Consider the following 20041-nt stretch of genomic DNA (forward strand, 5'->3'; position numbering starts at 1 on the left):
ACCGAAGATGTCACCAAACACATCACCGAAAATGTCACCGAAGTCAGCACCGCCGCCGAAGCCGCCGCCACCGCCCATACCGCCTTGCTCAAAGGCTGCATGGCCATACTGGTCGTAAGCTGCTTTCTTCTGAGGATCCGTTAGGATTTCGTATGCAGTCTTAACTTCTTTGAATTTCTCAGCCGCCTGCTCGTCACCCTGGTTACGGTCAGGGTGGAACTTCATTGCAAGGCGCTTGTAAGCCTTTTTGATATCACGCTCTGACGCATCACGACTTACGCCCAGAACTTCGTAAAAATCTCGTTTTGACATACTTATCTGTCACCTGCCTTAATACAGCTACGGGCGCAAGAGTAAACTCCAACGCCCGCGCTCAACTAAGAATAAGAATTAACTATCTTATTTCTTGTCGTCTTTAACTTCTTCGAACTCAGCGTCAACTACGTTGTCGTCTTGCTGCTCTTGCTGTGGTTGTTCGCCACCAGCTTGTGCCTGCTGTGCTTGCGCTTGCTGCTGAGCGATTTCCATTAGCTTCTGAGAAGCTGCGATTAGCGCCTGAACTTTAGCGTCGATCGCTTCTTTGTCTTCGCCTTTACGTGCTTCTTCAAGCTCGTTTACAGCCGCTTCGATAGTCGCTTTGTCTTCCGCAGGAAGAGCATCGCCTGCTTCTTCAATCTGCTTGCGAGTACCGTGAACTAGCTGGTCAGCTTGGTTACGTGCAGTTACCAACTCTTCGAACTTCTTGTCCGCTTCTTTGTTAGCTTCTGCTTCTTGAACCATTTTCTCGATATCTTCGTCGCTCAGACCGCCAGATGCCTGGATAGTGATCTTCTGCTCTTTACCTGTGCTCTTATCTTTTGCAGATACGTGCAGGATACCGTCGGCATCAAGGTCGAAAGTTACTTCGATTTGAGGCATACCGCGAGGTGCAGCGTTGATACCTTCTAGGTTGAACTGACCAAGAGACTTGTTGTAGCCCGCTTGCTTACGCTCACCCTGTAGAACGTGGATAGTTACCGCGCTCTGGTTGTCTTCAGCTGTTGAGAACACCTGGTTCGCCTTAGTAGGGATAGTGGTGTTTTTCTCGATTAGCTTAGTCATTACGCCACCCATGGTTTCGATACCAAGAGATAGTGGAGTAACGTCTAGTAGAAGAACGTCTTTAACGTCACCAGCAAGAACACCGCCCTGAACACAAGCACCAACCGCTACGGCTTCGTCTGGGTTCACGTCTTTACGTGGCTCTTTGCCGAAGAACTCAGAAACCTTCGCCTGAACCATAGGCATACGAGTCTGACCACCAACCAGGATAACGTCAGTGATGTCGCCTACAGATAGGTCTGCATCCGCTAGAGCAACTTTTAGTGGCTCTAGAGAGCGCTGTACTAGGTCTTCAACTAGAGATTCTAGTTTCGCACGAGTCACTTTGATGTTCATGTGCTTAGGACCAGTCGCATCTGCAGTCACGTAAGGTAGGTTTACGTCAGTCTGCTGTGCAGAAGATAGTTCGATTTTCGCTTTTTCAGCAGCTTCTTTAACACGCTGCATCGCTAGCGGATCGTTCTTAAGATCGATACCTTGCTCTTTCTTGAACTCGTCAACCAAGTAGTTGATCATGCGGTTATCGAAGTCTTCACCACCTAGGTGCGTGTCACCGTTAGTAGAAAGAACTTCAAACGTCTTCTCGCCTTCAACTTCGTCGATTTCGATGATAGAGATATCGAAAGTACCACCACCAAGGTCGTAAACCGCGATAGTGCGGTCACCGCCCTGCTTGTCTAGGCCGTAAGCTAGAGCAGCAGCTGTTGGTTCGTTGATGATACGCTTAACTTCAAGACCTGCGATACGGCCGGCATCTTTAGTTGCCTGGCGCTGTGCATCGTTGAAGTATGCTGGAACTGTGATAACTGCGCCCGTTACTTCCTCACCTAGGAAGTCTTCAGCAGTTTTCTTCATTTTCTTAAGTACTTCAGCAGAAACCTGAGGAGCAGCCATTTTCTGGCCTTTTGCTTCTACCCAAGCATCACCGTTGTCAGCCTTAACAATTTTGAAAGGCATGATTTCGATGTCGCGCTGTACTTCTTCGTCTTCAAAGCGACGACCAATTAGACGCTTGATTGCGAATAGCGTGTTTTCAGGGTTTGTAACCGCCTGACGCTTAGCTGGCTGACCAACTAGAGTTTCACCGTCTTGGGTGTAAGCGATCACAGATGCCGTTGTGCGCTCACCCTCAGCATTTTCAATTACACGTGGCTTGTCACCATCAAGTACTGCTACACAAGAGTTAGTTGTACCCAAGTCAATACCAATGATTTTACCCATCAGGCTCTCTCCGAAATTCATTTAGCTTACTTGCCAGCCCGTTACCATAACGCCGCTGACAACGCGGTTTCACCCGCAGAAATTGATTTACGATGTCGTATGACTACTAGATAAGGGCAGCCAAATTGTTTTCAAGGGTGACATCGAAAAAAAATTAAAAAAAATTAAAAAAGCCCGCTCGAAGCGGGCTTGTTTCAGTCAACGTCCCGCTTAAGCTTGGGTATCGATGTTGCCAGCCGCAGCCTTAGACACCATTACCATCGCTGGGCGAACCACACGGCCATTTAGCTCGTAGCCTTTTTGCATCACCAACATCACGGTGTTCGGCTCGTGCTCGGCACTTTCCTGGATAGACATCGCCTGGTGGAATTCTGGGTTGAACGCTTCACCGATTGGGTTTAGCTGCTTAAGGCCGAACTTCTCAACCGTGCCCATCATGGTCTTCAGGGTTAGGTCAACACCTTCTACCATTGGTTTGATTGCTTCATCGTTCTTGTCTGCCATTTCGATAGCACGTTCCATGTTATCGATAACCGGCAGCAGCTCTTCAGCAAACTTATTCAGAGCAAACTTACGTGCCTTGTCTACTTCCTGCTCGCTGCGGCGACGCATGTTTTCTACGTCAGCACGGGCGCGCAGAACGCTGTCTTGCTGCTCGCGTACTTTGGCTTCGCTAGTTAGCAAAGCAGCTTCAAGCTCAGCGATACGGGCTGCCTGCTGCTCTTCAAGGGTCATTTCAACCACTTCTTCCTCAGCAGATTCAGTTTCAACCGCTTCAACAGTTTGCTCTTGCTGTAGCTGTTCGTCCTGTACTTTTTTCTCTTCGTTGCTCATGCTTTCGCTTCTCCGCCAAGATCATGGTATTCAATGGAGGATAGAATAATCTGCTCTATCCAAAAAACTTGTATATGCGCATATTATGGGGATGAAGTTCAATGATTCAAGCCGATATCGCTCACAATGCGCGACAAGTGTCTAATCCTGACGCTATACTGGTTCTCTCTTTATTTGTCGGATCATGGACATGACACGCGTTTTCCAAACTATCGCGATAATTGGCAAACCCCGTAACCCCGAAGCCCTACAGACCCATATGAGCCTCTACAAGTGGCTGGTCGAAAAAGGCTATGACGTACTTGTTGACCACCGCTTGGCCAATGATCTGTCATTACCCAAAGCGGCTTTTTGTGATTTGTTGACCATTGGCGACAAGGCCAATTTGGCAATCGTGGTTGGCGGTGACGGCAATATGCTGGGTGCGGCAAGGGTACTGTCCCGCTTCGACATTGCAGTGATTGGTGTTAACCGTGGTAGTCTTGGCTTTCTGACCGACCTTGATCCCGATGCCTTCGAGGACGAACTAGAACAGGTACTCAACGGCGAATACGTGGTCGAGAAACGCTTCCTGCTCGAAGCAGAGGTTCACCGCCATGGCATGATCAAAAGCCGCAATGCCGCGCTAAACGAAGCCGTGCTCCACCCGGATAAAATCGCCCATATGATTGAGTTCGAGGTCTATATCGATGATACATTCGCTTTCTCGCAGCGCTCGGACGGCCTGATTATTTCAACGCCAACAGGCTCAACCGCTTATTCCCTATCCGGTGGCGGCCCTATCCTGTCATCGGAACTCAATGCAATCTCCCTGGTGCCGATGTTCCCGCATACGCTGTCTTGCCGTCCGTTAGTGGTCGACGGCAACAGCCGGATCAAACTGATGGTTTCACCAACCAACGGCAGTACACTGGAAGTCAGTTGCGACGGTCAGGTATCACTGCCAGTCAGCCCGGGCGATGAGATCCATATCTACCAGAGTCCTGAAACCCTAAGGCTGATCCACCCTAAGAATTACAGCTATTACGAAGTCCTGCGCGGAAAGCTGGGCTGGTCAAGTCGGTTGTTCTAGACAACCCCTAATTTAGCCTCTATCGGAGCCAGCCCTAAGGGTTGGCTTTTTTATTGCCAATTTTCATAACGTTAACCTAAATCAAGCTTTGTTTGAAAAATTTCATCAACAGTACTTTACTGTATGTAGATACAGTATATACTGTATGAAAAAACAGGTGTTGATTTAAACAGGTGAACACATGCTGGCTCATATGACGATCTCAAACTTTGCTATTGTCAAAAACCTTGAATTTGAACTTAAACCGGGAATGACCACAATTACCGGTGAAACGGGTGCAGGTAAGTCCATTGCCATCGATGCACTTGGCTTGTGTTTGGGTGATCGCGCCGAAGCTTGCATGGTTCGCCCGAATGAAGACAAAGCAGAGATCTCTGCTGCCTTTTCATTACTCAACAACCAAGCTGCCCGCCGTTGGTTGGAAGATAACGAATTGATTGATGGTGACGAGTGTATATTGCGCCGCGTCATCACCAAAGAAGGGCGTTCACGAGGCTTCATCAACGGCAGTCCGGTGCCTGCTTCACAGCAAAAAGCGCTGGGTCAACTGCTGATCAACATCCACGGCCAGCATGCCCACCAGCAACTGATGCGCCCTGACTACCAGCAACAAATGCTGGATCAATACGCCGGCCACCACCAGTTGATGGAAAAAACGCGCAACCACTATCAGCGTTGGCGACAGGCCAACAACGAATACAAGCGCTTGGTTCAGAATCGCGAAGAGAACGAAGCGCAGAAGCAATTGATCCAGTATCAAGTCAAAGAGCTCAACGAGCTGGCACTTGCCGAAGACGAGTATGCCGAGATCGAAGAAGAGCACAAACGCCTATCCAATAGCGGCGAACTGGCAGTATCGAGCCAAAATGCTCTGTCGATGCTTTATGACAACGAAGATTGCAACGCTCTCAACATGCTGCAGTCTGCATGCCATGAAGTCGCCAACCTTGGCGAAATCGATGCAAACCTGAGCGCAATCCCGCAAATGCTGGAAGAAGCCATTATTCAGGTACAGGAAGCGAGCCAGGAGCTGCGCAGCTACCTTGATAACATGGATATGGACCCACAACGTTTAATGTACCTAGAAGAACGTCTGGCCAAGATCATGTCGCTTGCCCGCAAGCACTATGTAATGCCGGAAGACCTATACAGCAAGCATCAAGAACTCCTCAAAGAGCTCGAGAACCTTGATTGTAGCGATGAGCGGCTGGAAGAGATTGCGGAGAACGTCGAAAACCTGCGTCAGAAATTCCTGGCAAGTGCCGAGAAGCTAAGTAAGAGTCGCCAACGCTATGCCAAGGAGCTCGACAAGAAGATCTCCGACAGCATGCACCAACTCAGTATGGAAAACGGCGTGTTCAAGATTGATGTTCAGAGCGATGCCGAAGGGATGCTCAGCCCGCTGGGTTTCGACACCATTACCTTCTTGGTCTCGACCAACCCAGGCCAGCCATTGCAGCCGCTAGGCAAAGTGGCATCCGGTGGTGAGCTGTCACGTATCTCGCTGGCTATTCAGGTGATCACGGCACAGAAAGTCGAAACCCCTAGCCTGATTTTCGATGAAGTCGATGTGGGTATCAGTGGACCAACAGCAGCAATTGTCGGCAAGATGCTACGCACCCTAGGTGAATCAACCCAGGTAATGTGTGTCACTCACTTGCCACAGGTAGCCGGTTGTGGCCACCAGCAAATGTTTGTAGCCAAGAAATCCAGCGCAGGCCAGACTGAAACCAATATGTTCCCGCTGACGCAAGAAGCCCGAGTCAACGAGTTGGCGCGCCTACTAGGCGGTAGTGAAATCACCGAACGAACACTGGCCAACGCAAAAGAACTGCTTGTTGCGGCATAAATAGAATAAACTTAATGGGCAGTGCAACTAAATGGTTGTACTGTAGTCTCAATTACAGTTTTTTTCTTTACTGCTTTTTTACTTCTGCTCGGGTGTTGTTTATCATCGCTGCAGAATAAAGCGAACTTGCCGGGATGCTATGAGTTGGAAGAACCTTGCTGCCGTTACTTTGGCGGTCAGTTTATTGGGTGGCTGTTCAGTCGTTGAACGACTGGTTTACCGAATTGATATTAACCAGGGTAACTACCTGGAGCAGAAGGATATCGACACCCTTCGATACGGAATGAACAAAGAGCAGGTACAGTTTGTCCTTGGCTCGCCGATGCTGGTAGAACCTGAGTACCCGGATACCTGGTACTACGTGTACTATCACAAGCCGGGTCATGATGAGCCACAACAGAAAAACCTGATCCTGAAGTTCAATGCCCAGAATCAGCTAACCAGCCTTGAAGGGGACTACGAGAAAAGCCCTCAGTTCATGGAGCAATTCAACTAAGGTTGCTTTGCATTACTGGTTACCAGAAAGCAAAAAGCTCGCCGATGGCGAGCTTTTTCATTTGTCCGGCTTAATCACCGGCAGGATCTTATTCGCCCTTGGCAGCCAGAGCCTCTTGCTTGGCTTGTTCGGCACGCTTGCGGCGGATTTCTTTCGGATCAGCCAATAGCGGGCGGTAAATCTCAATTCGGTCGCCGTCATGAACCGTAGCGTCTAGCTTTACATTGCGGCTGTAGATCCCGACCTTGTTCTTTTTCAGATCTATCTCTGGGTACAATGCCAATACGCCAGATTGCTCGATGATCTGCTGCACCTGCATATCCGGTGTCACTGTCACGCGGATCACTTTCTGTACATCAGGCAATGCGTAGACCACCTCAACGTGGATCAGCTTTTCTTCAGAAGTCATAAATTTCTCGCGCACGCTGGGTAAAGGCAGATACCATATTATTAGTCAGGTCGCGGAATACCTTACCAAACGCCGCTTCGACCAAACCATTGGTAAATTCAAAGTCCAGCTTGAGTTCAACCTTGCACGCTTCAGCATCAAGCTCGGTGAAGTGCCAACCACCAACCAAGCGGCTGAACGGGCCATCAACCAGCTGCATGGCAATCACACTTCCGTCAGTCAGTTCATTGCGTGTCACAAATGTTTTCTTGATACCGGCCTTAGACACATCAACCGCAGCCATCATATGCTGTTCGGAGCTTTCTAAAATTTTGGTACCAGAGCAGCCCGGCAGGAATGCTGGGTATGATTCAACATCGTTAACAAGTTCAAACATTTGTTTTGCACTAAATGGGACTAGTGCAGAACGGCTGATCTGAGGCATAGCTTCTCCTTACGGTTAAAACGTGCCGCCTGTCCTAGGATTTGTGCACATTGCAGGTGAAACCCTATGACAAGGACAAACCCAATGATACCATTACTGGGCTAACAGCCAAAATAAGCGTGTTTATTGACTTCATCTCATTGATTTATAAATAGACACTTTCGACCAGCTAGGCTTTTTCGCCGCTGGGACAGCAACATTTAAGAGTATTTATGGCCAAGAAAAAACCAAAGCAAAATAGCAATACTATTGCCAAGAACAAAAGCGCCCGCTTCGAGTTCGCTATCAGCGACGAGTACGAAGCCGGCATGGAACTCCAGGGTTGGGAAGTAAAGGCTATCCGCTCTGGCAAGGTAAACATTTCAGAAAGCTACGTGTTCCTGCGTAACGGCGAAGCTTTCATCTCGGGTGTACAGATCACCCCGCTGAACGCCGCATCGACCCACGTAGTGGCCGACCCTACCCGTACCCGTAAGCTACTGTTGAACCGCCGTGAGATCGACAAGTTGCTCGGTGCAGTTAACCGTGATGGCGAGACTATCGTCGCCCTTTCCATGTACTGGAAGGGTTCATGGGTTAAACTAAAAGTAGGTACGGCGAAAGGTAAGAAACTACACGACAAACGTGCCGACAAGAAAGACAAAGACTGGGCACGTGACAAGGCGCGTATCATGAAGAGCAGCCTACGTTAATCCCTTTCCCGCCAGAGAGTTGATGGATTTTCATCCATAAGAATCGCACTGGCAGGGAATTGTATTGACGCTAGGTGAAATTCTGTTACCATCGCCTTAACTCTGGGGCTGATTTAGGATTCGACAGGATCACGAAGGCTTGTGGAGCATGCCGAGGTGCGGTTGGCCTCGTAAAAAAGCCGCAAAAAAATAGTCGCAAACGACGAAAACTACGCACTAGCAGCTTAATAACCTGCTAAGAGCGCTCCTGCCCTAGCTTCCGCTTGTAAGACGGGGACCAACAGGGGTTCAAACCCAAACAAGATAGCGAGGGAACTTTCGACCAGAGAGGTGAACCGCGAAATAGAATTCTGGTATGTATTGGCATGGCGTGTCTTTCCGCAGTGCTCTTACGAGAATATAGAAAGACTAAGCATGTAGCGCCATCTGTTAGACTGATTTTGGACGCGGGTTCAACTCCCGCCAGCTCCACCACATGTGGGTTCGGTTCGAACCATAGAAAGCCCGAAACGCCTGATTAATCAAGTGTTTCGGGCTTTTTTAATACCTGTAAGGTTCGGTTTAGTCCGGCTATGCCCCTTCACTGTAGTATTACTCGTGGTATTACCGCATTTATCAGTCGAAGATTGGTAATACTACGTGATGCAAGTCCAGTTCTTGATCATTCGAACCATAGATTTAATGAATGAGCCTCTTTTCTGGCTAGCCTAAAAAACAGGTCAACAATCACTCAAAAACAGCCAAAGCTCACAAACCGAACAGCCTGCTCAAAACTCCACCATTTTAGTTGCGTGGAATCGCGATTTCTACAACACCTACAACATCTACAACACCAACTCTCAAACCCGCGTCATTACTGGGCTGAGCGTGTTGTAACTCTATACAACACACCTACAACACATCATTTTCTAGTGCCATCCAATACATAACCCACATCAATAACACCATCGAACAACGATATTTATAAATTTGCTGACATTTAATAATTTCACCTATCCTGCTGCGGTAATACTACGACCAGTAATACTACGATTAAGATCAGCACGGGTTACAACATGCCAAGAAAAACATTCGCACTTACCAACACTCAGATAAAAGCAGCCAAACCAAAGGACAAGGTTTATCTACTATCAGATGGCGACGGTTTACAGCTACGGGTAAAACCTAATGGTTCTAAGTCATGGCAACTCAACTACTACCGTCCAAATGACAAGAAGCGAACAACGATAAGCTTTGGCATATACCCAACGGTTACGCTCGCTGAAGCTCGCAAGCGTAAAGATGAAGCCAAGGTTTTAATTGATAAGGGGATAGACCCAAAGCAGCAACGAGAGACTGTAGCCGTAACACTAGAACGTAAAGAAAGCAGCATTATGAAGAATGTTGCCGCAAAGTGGTTCGAGGTGAAGAAAAAAAGCGTCACTGCTGACTATGCCGACGATATTTGGCGTTCGCTAGAAATGCATGCCTTTCCTACTGTCGGTGATATGTGTATTGATGATGTGACTGCACCAATAATGATTGATGCATTAAAACCACTAGAGGGCAAAGGATCGCTTGAGCAAGTTAAGCGTGTATGCCAGCGTATGAATGAAATCATGGATTTTGCAGTTAACACTGGCGTCATAGACCACAACAGGCTGTCAGGTATCAGGGCTGCGTTTCAATCCCCTAAAAAAAACAACATGCCAAGCATCGAACCAAAGAACCTTCCTGAATTTATGAAGGCACTAAGTTATGCCAACATAAAAATCGTTACACGGTGTCTTATCGAGTGGCAGATGCATACCATGACAAGACCAGGCGAAGCTGCCTGTATGACTTGGAATGAACTAGACCTAGAAAACAACCTTTGGCACATTCCAGCAGAAAGGATGAAAAAGAAAATCGCTCACACGGTACCACTTACCAATCAAGCCATTGAAATATTGGAACGCATAAAGCCTGTCAGTGGTCACAGGGAACATGTTTTTCCAGCAGATAGAAACCCTAAAACACATACGAACACCCAAACAGCAAACATGGCAATAAAGCGCATGGATGGCGGCAAGTATAAAGGTGTATTGGTCGCGCACGGCTTGAGGTCTATCGCCAGTACAGCTCTCAACGATAGTGGTGAATTCGAGCCAGATTTGATTGAGAAGGCTTTGGCTCATCTTGATAAAAATGAAGTAAGGAGAGCTTATAACCGTGGGGACTATTTAGAGCGTAGAAAGAAAGTAATGGAATGGTGGTCTGATTATATTGATGCAGCTTCAAATAGCACTTGCCTTGGCTAGCCTAAATATTACTAACACACTTAAACAAACAGCGAAAATTAAATAACCGCCAATTAGGCGGTTTATTTTTATTATATACAAATGTAAATACTGTGAGAGGCATCCGGTATTTTTAAAAAACACACAAATATAATATTTTCAAGTCGTTAAAGTTTACCACCAAGTTTAAAAACAACTTCAAGCATAAGAACATAACAATATTTATTGCGAAACAACAATCAACACCATCGCCTGTTAAGAATATGCCTTGATATCGCTCTTTAAAAAACAGAAAAGTACACTATTAAAGAGTAATAATGCATTGTTATTACGCATAATAAATATAAAAGGAAATATCCATGAGAGATACACATAAAATTAGTGCAGAAATTAAAGCTGCACATGATGAATTGACTTCATTAGTAAGCAAGGCAAATGAGGAAAAACGATCACTATCTGAATGCGACGAATACAAAGTATTAAAAGAAAAATACGATGTTTTGAATGTTGAATATAAGAATACAAAGCTAGCAGAGGATGAATTACGCTCGATGCCAGCTACTTCTGTGCCTTCCAACAGCACCGGTGAAAAGCGCGAACTAGGCCTATTCGTTAAGAAATCAGAAAACCGTTACCTTGGTCTTGGCGATACCGCTGGCAGTGCCGAGCTAGCCCGTTCTACCACGTACAGCAATGAGATTATCGAGGCTGTAAACAAGCAAGTCATAATGCGCCAGAAAGCCAACGTAACAAGCGTTTCAGGCTGGAGTTACAAAGACACTGTAGGTGTTGGCTCTGTGGCAGCTGGCTTTGTTGGTGAGGCTGAGAACTACAAAGACAATAGCAACCTTGGCATCAAGCAGCGCGAATACAAATTGCATAAGCTAATGGCCTATCCAAAGACAACTGAGGAAACTATCGACCAATCAGATATTGTTAACCTTGAGCAGTGGCTACTAGAAAAAATTGCAGAAGGTTTTTCAGAGGTTGAGGATTATGCGTTCTGGTATGGTGATGGTGTTGGCAAGCCTAAAGGCTTATTAACTTATCCGATCTACTGGTCTGGTGAATGGGATAAAATAACGCCTGAAAACGCAACTGATGTTATTCAGGGCATATCTAGCAGCGGTGGTGATGCAACAAATATTAAATCATATATCAATACTGATCGCGTGCTATGGCGCGCGCTGATGAGTCAACAGACAAAGTTAAAAGCAAAGTACCAGCCTAATGCTGAGTGGTACATGACTAGCGTTTGCTGGGAGAACGTCAGGATTGTTTCTGATGCCAATGACCGACCTCTTATTGGCAACCTAGAGTCTGGTGATGGCTTTACATTACTTGGCAAGCCAGTAAATATCATCGACAGCTTCTTGCCAAAAGATCAAATGCTGATCGTCTATGGTGACTTAAATCAAGCCTACCAAATCGTTGATTCAAGCAACCCGATTAAGATTAACCGCGACGAAGTAACCGAACCTGAATACGTTAAATTCCCTACCCGCACCTATGTTGGCAGTGGCCTACGTAATGGTGAGGCTATCAAGCTAGTATCTATTCGCAACTTTGTAGCTGAAGTTCCGCCAGAGCCGGATCAACCAACCGACCAGGAGGAGGCTGCATGATGAAATACCAACCTAAAAAAGTGTATGACCGTGGCAACCGTCAGCCCTCACCACCTAAAACAAAGTGAGGACTTATGGCACGATTACAGGGGATTGCGATCCCCTACTTCTCAAAGTCAGAGAACATAGGCTGGATAGAAACCATTGAGTCAGGTGCAATAGACCTACAACAAAGCGGTGATGTTCTTGCTGTTTACTACCACAAAGAAGAAAACCTGCTAGCCAGAACAAGCAGCGGTACTTTAAAGCTAACAGAAAAGCCGGAAGGGCTTTATTTTGAAATAGAGCTACCAGATACAACACTTGCAAATGACCTAACTGAACTAATACAGCGTGGTGATTTGAAAGGTGTTAGTTTTAATATGACGGTGCTGGCTGATAGGTTCGACTTTACAACCGAGCCACCAAACAGGGTAATTCAACATGCAGTAATCAGCGAAATATCAATTGTTCCAAAACCAGCATATAGCGCAACTTATGTTGAGGTGGTGCAATGATTAAATTTATTAAGGGATTATTTAAGCCGGAAGAAAAACGGAGTAATAGTTATAGCGAACGCAGTTTTGATGTTTCGCCATTTCATCATTACCTTGAGTCACCCGAATCAATACCAGCAGTAAATCAGGCAATTCATGTTATTTCATCATCTATAGCAGCATTGCCACTATATTGTTCACTATCAAAAGATATCGACTTGATATTAAAAAAGCCAAACGAGCAGCAAAGTTATTATGAGTTTATTTTAATTTTGGTTCGCTCAATGCTTATTAATGGAAATGGCTATATAGAAAAACAGTATGGCGCAAATGGTCGGCTAATTGGCTTATATGCCCATAACTATAACTATGTCAGTGTTGAGCGTGTTGGAGCCCGTTACAGATACCGTGTAACGAATGATTTAGGCGGTCAAAGGGTTTTACTTGATAGTGAGGTATGCCATATCCGATATATCTCATCAGGCGGCATTATGGGAGGTTCTCCTGTTAAACAGTGCAGGCGATGCATTGAAACGGCACTTGGGATTGAGATTAATGCCAAAGCTTATCAAGACAATGGCGCATACCCGCGTATCATCATGGAAACAGAAGATAGCTTCAAGGGTAACTACGAAGCACTAGATAGACTGAAAGGTGATTTAACAGACGCGCTGAAAGGGCCTAAAAGGCGTGGTAAAACCCTCGTTCTTGAAAGCGGCCTGAAAGCTAAGGTGTTAGATGTTGATATGGTTCAGCAAGACTTTGCCCGTATCTACCGCTTATTCAATGTTGATGCTATCGGGCGAATATTCAATATCCCCCCCATGCTTATCAATGACCTAACGCATGGTACCTACACCAACAGCACACAGCAGGCTAAGGCGTTCCATGACCAGACGTTGAGGCCAATACTACAAATGATTGAGTCAGCCTTATGCCTATCACTTGGCTTGCCCACTGACAGCTGTATACAATTCGATGCAAGCAGCATGCTAAGGATGAGTCAGACTGAACGCTACCAGTCTTATGAGACAGCTATCAGAGCAGGCTTTATGACACCGGATGAAGTAAGGCAGATAGAAGGGATACGGGCGCTTTTGGAAGCGAAAGGGGCCTAATGTTGTTATTGCTGGCTTGCTAGAAATAATCACGAAGATGGGGTGGTTTATTCTAGCAAGCAGCGACCTAAATTTGTGTATTTCCATGAATATATAAAAAGGTTGGATCAGTCTTTTAACATATCCAGCTTAGTTCGCGTGATCTCGTTAGAATTTGAATCACAAATCTAAATTAAATCTGGATGTTCACACAAACTGATAAGACTTTATTGGGTCACAAATGACACATTTAATATCCCTAAAAAGAATAAAAAACACGTATTCAAGTTGAATTTATACAGCCAGTAAATAGCAAAAAAAATAACGATCAATTTTTGATCAAACAAAACAACGCACGCACAAAACCTCTTGCAATATTAATTTTCAACAAGCTAACATTAGCTTGTACATACAAAGGTATACACATGAAAAAGATTAAAAAAACCATTACTAGTAAAGTAACCTCCGACATCGAAACCAAAACATATAACTTCCGAGCCCCTGTCGCATGGGCTGAAAAGATCAGCAAACTTGATAAGACATTAAGTGAAATTGCTCGAGAGGCTGTGCGTGCTGCAATCGTTGATTCAGTGACAGGTACTAATCAACGAAACTTTGCTGCCCGTGACGAAATCATCATTTCACTACTAGAAGAAGCCGAAAAGTATCGAGTTAAAAATGAAGAACTACGAGGAAAGGTGCATGAATTAGAGCTAACCATTCTAAAAATGAATGGCGATGAGCTAGCAGCAGAGCTATTGGAAGATTAAAAAATAAAATCCAAGTTGGCTACTTATATACTTGAGGGGTATATTTCAATGTGCATAAAACTAATAACAATAAAAGAAGCCAGAGAAAAATTCGGGCTATCGAAAACAACATTCTACGACCGTATAAATAACGGATTGTTGCCGCCACCAATTAGCATTGGCGGGCGTTCTGTACGTTGGATTGAAGAAGAGATATCAGAAGTGATTTCTGCTTTGGTATCTGGCAAGCCAGAGAAAGAAGTCAAGCTGCTAGTTAGTCATTTAATTAAGTGTCGAGGCTAGAGTGATGTTTGTTTCTGATGTTTCTGTTGCCGCTAGAGGTCGCTGGCAAAGCATATTTAGCAGCGTTGGTATTGATGTGCCTGCGCAAGGAAAACATAGCCCTTGCCCTATCTGTGGCGGTGATGATCGCTTTCACTTTGATGATCAAGATGGACGTGGGACAAGCTATTGCCGTGGTTGTGATAAAGGTCGTGATGGGCTAACGCTTGTTATGGATGCAAAAAATATCAGTGTCACAGAAGCCGCAAAAATGGTTTCTGAGGCTATGGGACAAAACACAACAAGTGGAGCATTGACGGTTAAGCAACATGGTAACCAAGCAAATGCAGAGGCAGAGCGTCTTGCAAACTCTGTTGTTTGGGGGGAAAGCGACTATCTGAAAAGCAAAGGGATAGATAGCGGGTTCCATACCTTGGCTAGCAACTGCACGACGATGATTGCAGGAATGCTCTTTGAAAGTGGTAGCTTGTACTTACCAGTTTATAGTGCTGATAACCTTGATACCCTTGTCGGTGCCCAACTTATCAACAATAAAGGGGAAAAGGCCTTTTTAAAAGGTACCAAAAAGAAAGGATCAATTTGCCAAATCAAGAATGGGGATGACATTAAATATGTTGTGATTGGTGAGGGTCTAGCTACCGTACTAACTGGAAGTTTATTGCTGGGTTGCGATGGGATTGTTGCCTTTGATGCTGGTAACTTGCCAGTAGTCGCTAGCCAGATAAAAAAAATGTACCCGTCTAGCTGTCTTGTTTGGTTGGGGGACCGCGACAAGAATAGCAAAGGGTACAACAAAGCTAGTGAAGCAGCCGAAATTGCTGGCGGTATTGTTTTAATGCCAGACTTTAACCAAGACCAATACGGTGATTGGAATGATTACCATCAACTGCATGGTGATGATAACACACGCGAAAAAATGATTTCATTGCTCGAACAAAAAGAATCCGAGTTAAAGCACGACTTGGACACAAAACGTTGTGTAATTTCAGAGTTAGACAATGATACAAATTCATATGTTGTTGACATAACAAAGCATGATGAAGAAAACCTGATTTTTAAGCTTGCGAAGTCAATTGCTAATGCTGCTAAGTTTCCTGAGCAGACAACTGCACTTTGCACGCTAGCTATCTTTTCTTCTGCAGCTAGCTCTTGCTATGCAGTTGACTATCAAGATGGTGAACCACTATCGATAGGACTGTATGTTGCAGCTGAGCAGCCAGCAGGAACAGCGAAAAGCAGGGTTATAAAGACAAGCCGCACACCAGTTCAAAAAGAGTTCTACAAGGCAACATGCAAAGCTAATGAGGCCATTGAAGAACAAGCAGAACAGGACGAAAACACAGGAACGCATGAACCTTTAACTATGTTCGTAACCAACGCAACAAGCGCATCATTAGATGGGCTACTGCGTAAAAACAACGGCTTTTTCAATATCGCCAGTGCTGAACAAGGTGCAGTTTCGTCTGTCCTCGGTGCTAGCCATGAAGGGGCTGGTGACAATGATGTTTTACTATCTGCCTTTACTGGTACTGATTACGTTAACTCACTGCGTGCTAGTCGTGATGGTTATGCTGGTATGCCTTGGGGGTCAATCACGGTACTTGCACAGGATGGAACAATTAACACCATACTGGACAAAACTGGCAGCCAAGGCATTGCAGAGCGTTTTTTGATGCTTGCGGAACCAAGCTATATTGGTAAGCGTGACTTTTCGGTATCTAACTCAATAGACCATGCTTTGTTAGATGCATACACCAGCCTGGTCGGTGATATGGCAACATTAAACACAGCTTTAAGCCCTAGCTCTATCTCTGAACTTAAACGCCTCCAAATTTGCTTGTCTGGCTGGGAGTGTATTTCAGACTACCGAAACAATGTTGAACCTCTACTCGCAGATGGGCAGAAGTACAGCCACGCCATACTGCGAGGGGCATTTTCAAAGTGTGATATTCAGATCATGAAAATTGCTGCCCTACTCCACTTGGCTAGCGGAAAGGACGATTCTGTATTAATTGGTGGGAACACTGTAAAGGCTGCGATTGGAATCGTTAACGAGCTGCTGTTAAACCTATACAACATCCTTGAGGCAAAAGGCATTGTAGGTATGAAGGCTGAATATATCGCGATCCTGAAGGTATTCGACCGTCAAAGCCAAAGGACTGAACGCCAGATAATCCAGTCGCGAGGGCGTGTTGAGCCGTTTTCATCACTCAATAACAAATCTGACGCAATAAGGAACGCGATCAACGAAATGATAAGTGCTGGATTGCTAGCCAAAGTGAAAGATGGCAATGGTGTTCACCAGATTGTTCCAGCAAGCTAACTTGCTTTAAAGCCGCCCCATTAGTGGGCGGTTTTTTGCGGTAATTTTGATAACTCTTCGTGGAAATTATTAAGTGCGAGCATCAATTGACAATGTTTTTTTCTTAACTGCATTGATGCTTTTTGATTATCAACAATTTCGTCATCAGGGTTTTGAATGTGCCAAAGTTCATCTGCAAAATCTGAATCTGCTATCAGATAACGAACTAAAGATTTTTCACATTCTGGCAGATACATACGACAGAGCATTGTTATCCTCATCCTTGCTTCTATCGAGCTGGTTTCCGCTTCGCTAATGATTTCTAGCCCTTCAATATATTCACGCATTTCAATCGTACACTCACCTAACTCTTTTATCTTTTGATTTACATCGATGAATGTATTTCTAACATCAAGGAGAAGCTCAAAAACCTGTTCAGCCTTTTCAAGTTTTTCCTTTCTAGTGTCATCAGCACGTTCTTTCTCATGCTGTTTTTTTTGTTCCTCAAATCTGGCAGCTATATCCCTTTCCGAACGTCTGTGAAGAAATAGCTGAGTGATCAAAACACCGCTAACCGCTACTATTGCAGCGGCTAGCTGGGCAAGTGGCCCCATCAAGTTGTTCTCTACAAGATAACTAATTATCCCACCTGTTGATTCGATATCAGCCACCACCACACTCCATATAAAATTTACCGCTCACAATAAACTTCAAAGAAATCACTTTCAAAATCTATCTTGGGTCTAAGGTATTGGTTTGCTATCGCTTTACCTGCCTTGGACAATGAAAGCGTACCATCTAATGTACCGTCACTGCTATGAACAAAATCACTACCTATTAGCTGACTTAATGAACGCTGGAAATTATTCTGACACAACCCAATATTGGCAGTGTGAAACTCGATAAAGCACCTCTTATGCCATTCAGTGGACTTGTACGATGGCATCTCAAAGAGATCACGCCAGCCTTGCTTATCCCCTTCCACGGCTAGTACACAACAAATTGCCCGATGGAACTTTGAAATTCTTTGTATCTCTTTCGCTTCTTGGGTCATATCACACCTTCTAACCGGATATTTCATTAAGCACGTTAATGTGGACATGTTTCCTTCATTAATGGGGCTAATGTGCTGAAAAAAAGCACATTAAACTGGTTAATGAAAAATACCTGACAACAATAACAACGTGAAAAATAGCTAGCCAAGAAGACTTTCACACTTTTAACTATCTGATTTTATCTAATTTCAAATGGTGTTGTAGGTGTTGTAGGTGTTGTAGGTGTGTTGTAGGCAGGCTACAACAAAGCAAAAAAAGGAAAAACCCTTTAAATACATGCATATAAGTACAATATAATAATAATATATATATATTGTTGTAGATGTTGTAGGTATCTACCATCTCTTTGATTTTTATTGGTTATATTTTGAGCACGCTTGAGTGGTGATTGCTCGTAGTATTACCGATGGTATTACTCATACTCTGGCTAGCAATAAAGAACCCTGCTGTAGCAAGGCTTGGCGGGAGTTGAATCAGATGACGCCAGCCCACCAAACGTTTGGAAAGGGCGGTAATCGAAAGATTACCGCCCTTTTTGTATTTGCTGATTAAGGCTGCGATTTAAACGTTAGCCGAGCGAAATGAAGCAGATCTAACGATCAATCTTTGGCGAGTAAAGCGAATAAGCGGTGATCTGCCCGGCGACAATCGCCGAGAACATGAAGATGGCAGATAAGCCGATGTTTGGAATAGGCAAGATAGATTGCTCGAAGACGGATTGGCTGGCGCTGATCAGCACCCGGCTACCGGGGACTAGAATGATGATCCCCTGCACAATATAGATAGAACCGGTGAGGTATAGCAGTTTGGCTATTTTGGTGCCATACAGGGTGATCAACACAGTGGTCACCCAGGTGCCTACCACCCAGTCGCCACCGAAGCCCAAGTACATCGGACCCCACATCCCCAATACTGCAACCGGTAGTCCGAGCAGAATATCTTGCGGACGGGCATTGAAGATCACCCCGATCGAGGTAGAGATCAACACTAAGCCAAACACATGCAACCATAGCGGGATTTCATTGGTATACGGAATGGTATCCACCGGCCCCCACCATGCTTCGCCGATGTTCAAGCCAATCATCACCCCGATAAACAGCTTGAGCAGGGTCAGCATACTCTGGCCAAGCAAAGCCGTGCCAGAGACCAAATCATTGAATGCCAAACACTCCAAAGAGTTAGCTATCGACAGCCCGGGCACAAACAAGACTATGGAGGCGATACATAGCGCCCAGACAGGCACATTGATACCCAGGCTGACAATGAATGCCACAAATAAACCGGTTAGCAATGCCGCGATAAATTCAGCCGCAATAGCGCGGCGGCCATGGCAAACCAACTGTACCAACCACACCATGAGCCCCAGTATGGCGGCATAGCCCACAGCCTCAAGGGTGCTACCAACTAGCATCAGATAGGCTGGAGGGATTCCCATATTGGCCAGTGCCACGACCCATTTGGGGTAGTGGAAATCTTTGGCTGTTTTTTCTTTGCTGGGTTGATGAATACGATCGATGGTGTTGGCGAGCAAGGCAAGATTGATAGAGGCCGGTTTGTGGCGCTTCATGACCACGGTATCCCTCTTACCAAGGAACTGGTAATTGATCGAGGTTGGCATAGCCTGCACCATGACATCCGCACCATGTTTTTGGGCATAGTGCTGGGTATACTTTTCCACCTTGTAAGGCGGGCATCCACAGCGATGCAAGGTATCCCCAATTTCTACCACTTTATTGATTATATATTGTGATGCCATAGCCAGATTAGAGTGAGTCAAAAACGCAGTAAGGTAACAAATATGTGGCTCAGATACGAGTGAGTATAGTCTCAGAAATCGCATTCTACCCACACTAATTTACCGACAATCACTTTTATCACACTTACAGACTTAAGTGATTGATAATTATATGCTAACAATTTCACAAAAGCGTTATCACGCCATTTCAAAAGGGCTTTAATTCACTATTCAATAAGTAAAAAAACAAAGCAAACATCAGCTTCCACTAAAACTTGGCAATATTGCCACATTTATCACTTTCTGACGGGCCCCACCAATCGCTCTATGTAATGTGGGTTTT

General features: G+C 45.2%; 19 protein-coding genes and 1 other RNA gene. 12 read left to right on the forward strand and 8 right to left on the reverse strand.

Going from position 1 to position 20041, the window contains the following annotated elements; all coding sequences use genetic code 11:
- The 3 genes from C9J01_RS27605 to grpE all read right to left on the reverse strand — a co-directional run.
- A partial coding sequence (locus C9J01_RS27605; RefSeq protein WP_158264603.1) for a DnaJ domain-containing protein occupies positions 1 to 312 on the reverse strand: 312 nt, incomplete at its 3' end.
- An 87-nt stretch (positions 313 to 399) separates the two neighbouring features.
- On the reverse strand, positions 400 to 2322 hold the full coding sequence (dnaK, locus tag C9J01_RS27610; protein WP_107301275.1) for a molecular chaperone DnaK: 1923 nt from the start codon (positions 2320 to 2322) through the stop codon (positions 400 to 402).
- Between the two features lie 210 nt (positions 2323 to 2532).
- On the reverse strand, positions 2533 to 3156 hold the full coding sequence (grpE, locus tag C9J01_RS27615) for a nucleotide exchange factor GrpE (RefSeq protein WP_107301276.1): 624 nt from the start codon (positions 3154 to 3156) through the stop codon (positions 2533 to 2535).
- 181 nt (positions 3157 to 3337) lie between these two features.
- Between grpE and nadK the strand changes: the two genes are divergently transcribed.
- From nadK to bamE, 3 genes are all read left to right on the forward strand, one after another.
- Positions 3338 to 4228, forward strand: a complete 891-nt coding sequence (gene nadK, locus C9J01_RS27620) for an NAD(+) kinase (RefSeq protein WP_187461914.1) — start codon at positions 3338 to 3340, stop codon at positions 4226 to 4228.
- 181 nt (positions 4229 to 4409) lie between these two features.
- Positions 4410 to 6077, forward strand: a complete 1668-nt coding sequence (gene recN, locus C9J01_RS27625) for a DNA repair protein RecN (RefSeq protein WP_107301278.1) — start codon at positions 4410 to 4412, stop codon at positions 6075 to 6077.
- A 139-nt stretch (positions 6078 to 6216) separates the two neighbouring features.
- The gene (gene bamE, locus C9J01_RS27630; protein ID WP_107301279.1) at positions 6217 to 6573 is read left to right on the forward strand and encodes an outer membrane protein assembly factor BamE; all 357 of its coding nucleotides are present in this window, start codon (positions 6217 to 6219) and stop codon (positions 6571 to 6573) included.
- 88 nt (positions 6574 to 6661) lie between these two features.
- On the opposite strand, the gene C9J01_RS27635 is transcribed toward bamE, so the two are convergent.
- Positions 6662 to 6982 (reverse strand): RnfH family protein, encoded by a 321-nt coding sequence (locus C9J01_RS27635; RefSeq protein WP_107301280.1) that lies wholly within the window; start codon positions 6980 to 6982, stop codon positions 6662 to 6664.
- Positions 6972 to 7406 (reverse strand): SRPBCC family protein, encoded by a 435-nt coding sequence (locus C9J01_RS27640; RefSeq protein ID WP_107301281.1) that lies wholly within the window; start codon positions 7404 to 7406, stop codon positions 6972 to 6974. Before C9J01_RS27640 ends, C9J01_RS27635 begins: the two co-directional genes overlap by 11 nt.
- Before the next feature lie 212 nt (positions 7407 to 7618).
- Between C9J01_RS27640 and smpB the strand changes: the two genes are divergently transcribed.
- The 9 genes from smpB (at position 7619) to C9J01_RS27685 (ending at position 16929) form a co-directional block, all read left to right on the forward strand.
- Positions 7619 to 8098 (forward strand): SsrA-binding protein SmpB, encoded by a 480-nt coding sequence (gene smpB / locus C9J01_RS27645; protein ID WP_107301282.1) that lies wholly within the window; start codon positions 7619 to 7621, stop codon positions 8096 to 8098.
- A 104-nt stretch (positions 8099 to 8202) separates the two neighbouring features.
- Positions 8203 to 8572: a transfer-messenger RNA gene (ssrA, locus tag C9J01_RS27650) on the forward strand.
- Between the two features lie 581 nt (positions 8573 to 9153).
- Entirely contained in the window at positions 9154 to 10377 is a 1224-nt protein-coding gene (locus C9J01_RS27655; RefSeq protein WP_107301283.1) for an integrase domain-containing protein, read from the forward strand.
- 338 nt (positions 10378 to 10715) lie between these two features.
- Positions 10716 to 11981, forward strand: coding sequence for a phage major capsid protein (locus C9J01_RS27660; protein ID WP_107301284.1), 1266 nt, complete (start codon positions 10716 to 10718; stop codon positions 11979 to 11981).
- A gap of 74 nt (positions 11982 to 12055) precedes the next feature.
- A complete protein-coding gene (locus C9J01_RS27665; protein ID WP_107301285.1) occupies positions 12056 to 12478 on the forward strand; it encodes an HK97 family phage prohead protease in 423 nt (140 codons plus the stop codon).
- Entirely contained in the window at positions 12475 to 13575 is a 1101-nt protein-coding gene (locus C9J01_RS27670; RefSeq protein WP_107301286.1) for a phage portal protein, read from the forward strand. Before C9J01_RS27665 ends, C9J01_RS27670 begins: the two co-directional genes overlap by 4 nt.
- 404 nt (positions 13576 to 13979) lie before the next feature.
- On the forward strand, positions 13980 to 14324 hold the full coding sequence (locus tag C9J01_RS27675; protein WP_107301287.1) for a hypothetical protein: 345 nt from the start codon (positions 13980 to 13982) through the stop codon (positions 14322 to 14324).
- A gap of 48 nt (positions 14325 to 14372) precedes the next feature.
- Positions 14373 to 14606 carry a helix-turn-helix transcriptional regulator gene (locus C9J01_RS30185; RefSeq protein WP_107301288.1) on the forward strand — a complete coding sequence of 78 codons (234 nt, stop codon included), beginning with the start codon at positions 14373 to 14375 and terminating at the stop codon, positions 14604 to 14606.
- 4 nt (positions 14607 to 14610) lie between these two features.
- Positions 14611 to 16929 carry a DUF3987 domain-containing protein gene (locus tag C9J01_RS27685; RefSeq protein WP_107301289.1) on the forward strand — a complete coding sequence of 773 codons (2319 nt, stop codon included), beginning with the start codon at positions 14611 to 14613 and terminating at the stop codon, positions 16927 to 16929.
- A 20-nt stretch (positions 16930 to 16949) separates the two neighbouring features.
- On the opposite strand, the gene C9J01_RS27690 is transcribed toward C9J01_RS27685, so the two are convergent.
- The 3 genes from C9J01_RS27690 to C9J01_RS27700 form a co-directional block, all read right to left on the reverse strand.
- Positions 16950 to 17579, reverse strand: a complete 630-nt coding sequence (locus C9J01_RS27690; protein ID WP_107301290.1) for a hypothetical protein — start codon at positions 17577 to 17579, stop codon at positions 16950 to 16952.
- Between the two features lie 20 nt (positions 17580 to 17599).
- On the reverse strand, positions 17600 to 17962 hold the full coding sequence (locus tag C9J01_RS27695; protein ID WP_107301291.1) for a hypothetical protein: 363 nt from the start codon (positions 17960 to 17962) through the stop codon (positions 17600 to 17602).
- A 593-nt stretch (positions 17963 to 18555) separates the two neighbouring features.
- Positions 18556 to 19719, reverse strand: a complete 1164-nt coding sequence (locus tag C9J01_RS27700) for a threonine/serine exporter family protein (protein ID WP_107301292.1) — start codon at positions 19717 to 19719, stop codon at positions 18556 to 18558.
- Positions 19720 to 20041: the final 322 nt, after the last annotated feature.

It is taken from the genome of Photobacterium rosenbergii (genome assembly GCF_003026455.1).
Taxonomy (GTDB): domain Bacteria; phylum Pseudomonadota; class Gammaproteobacteria; order Enterobacterales; family Vibrionaceae; genus Photobacterium; species Photobacterium rosenbergii.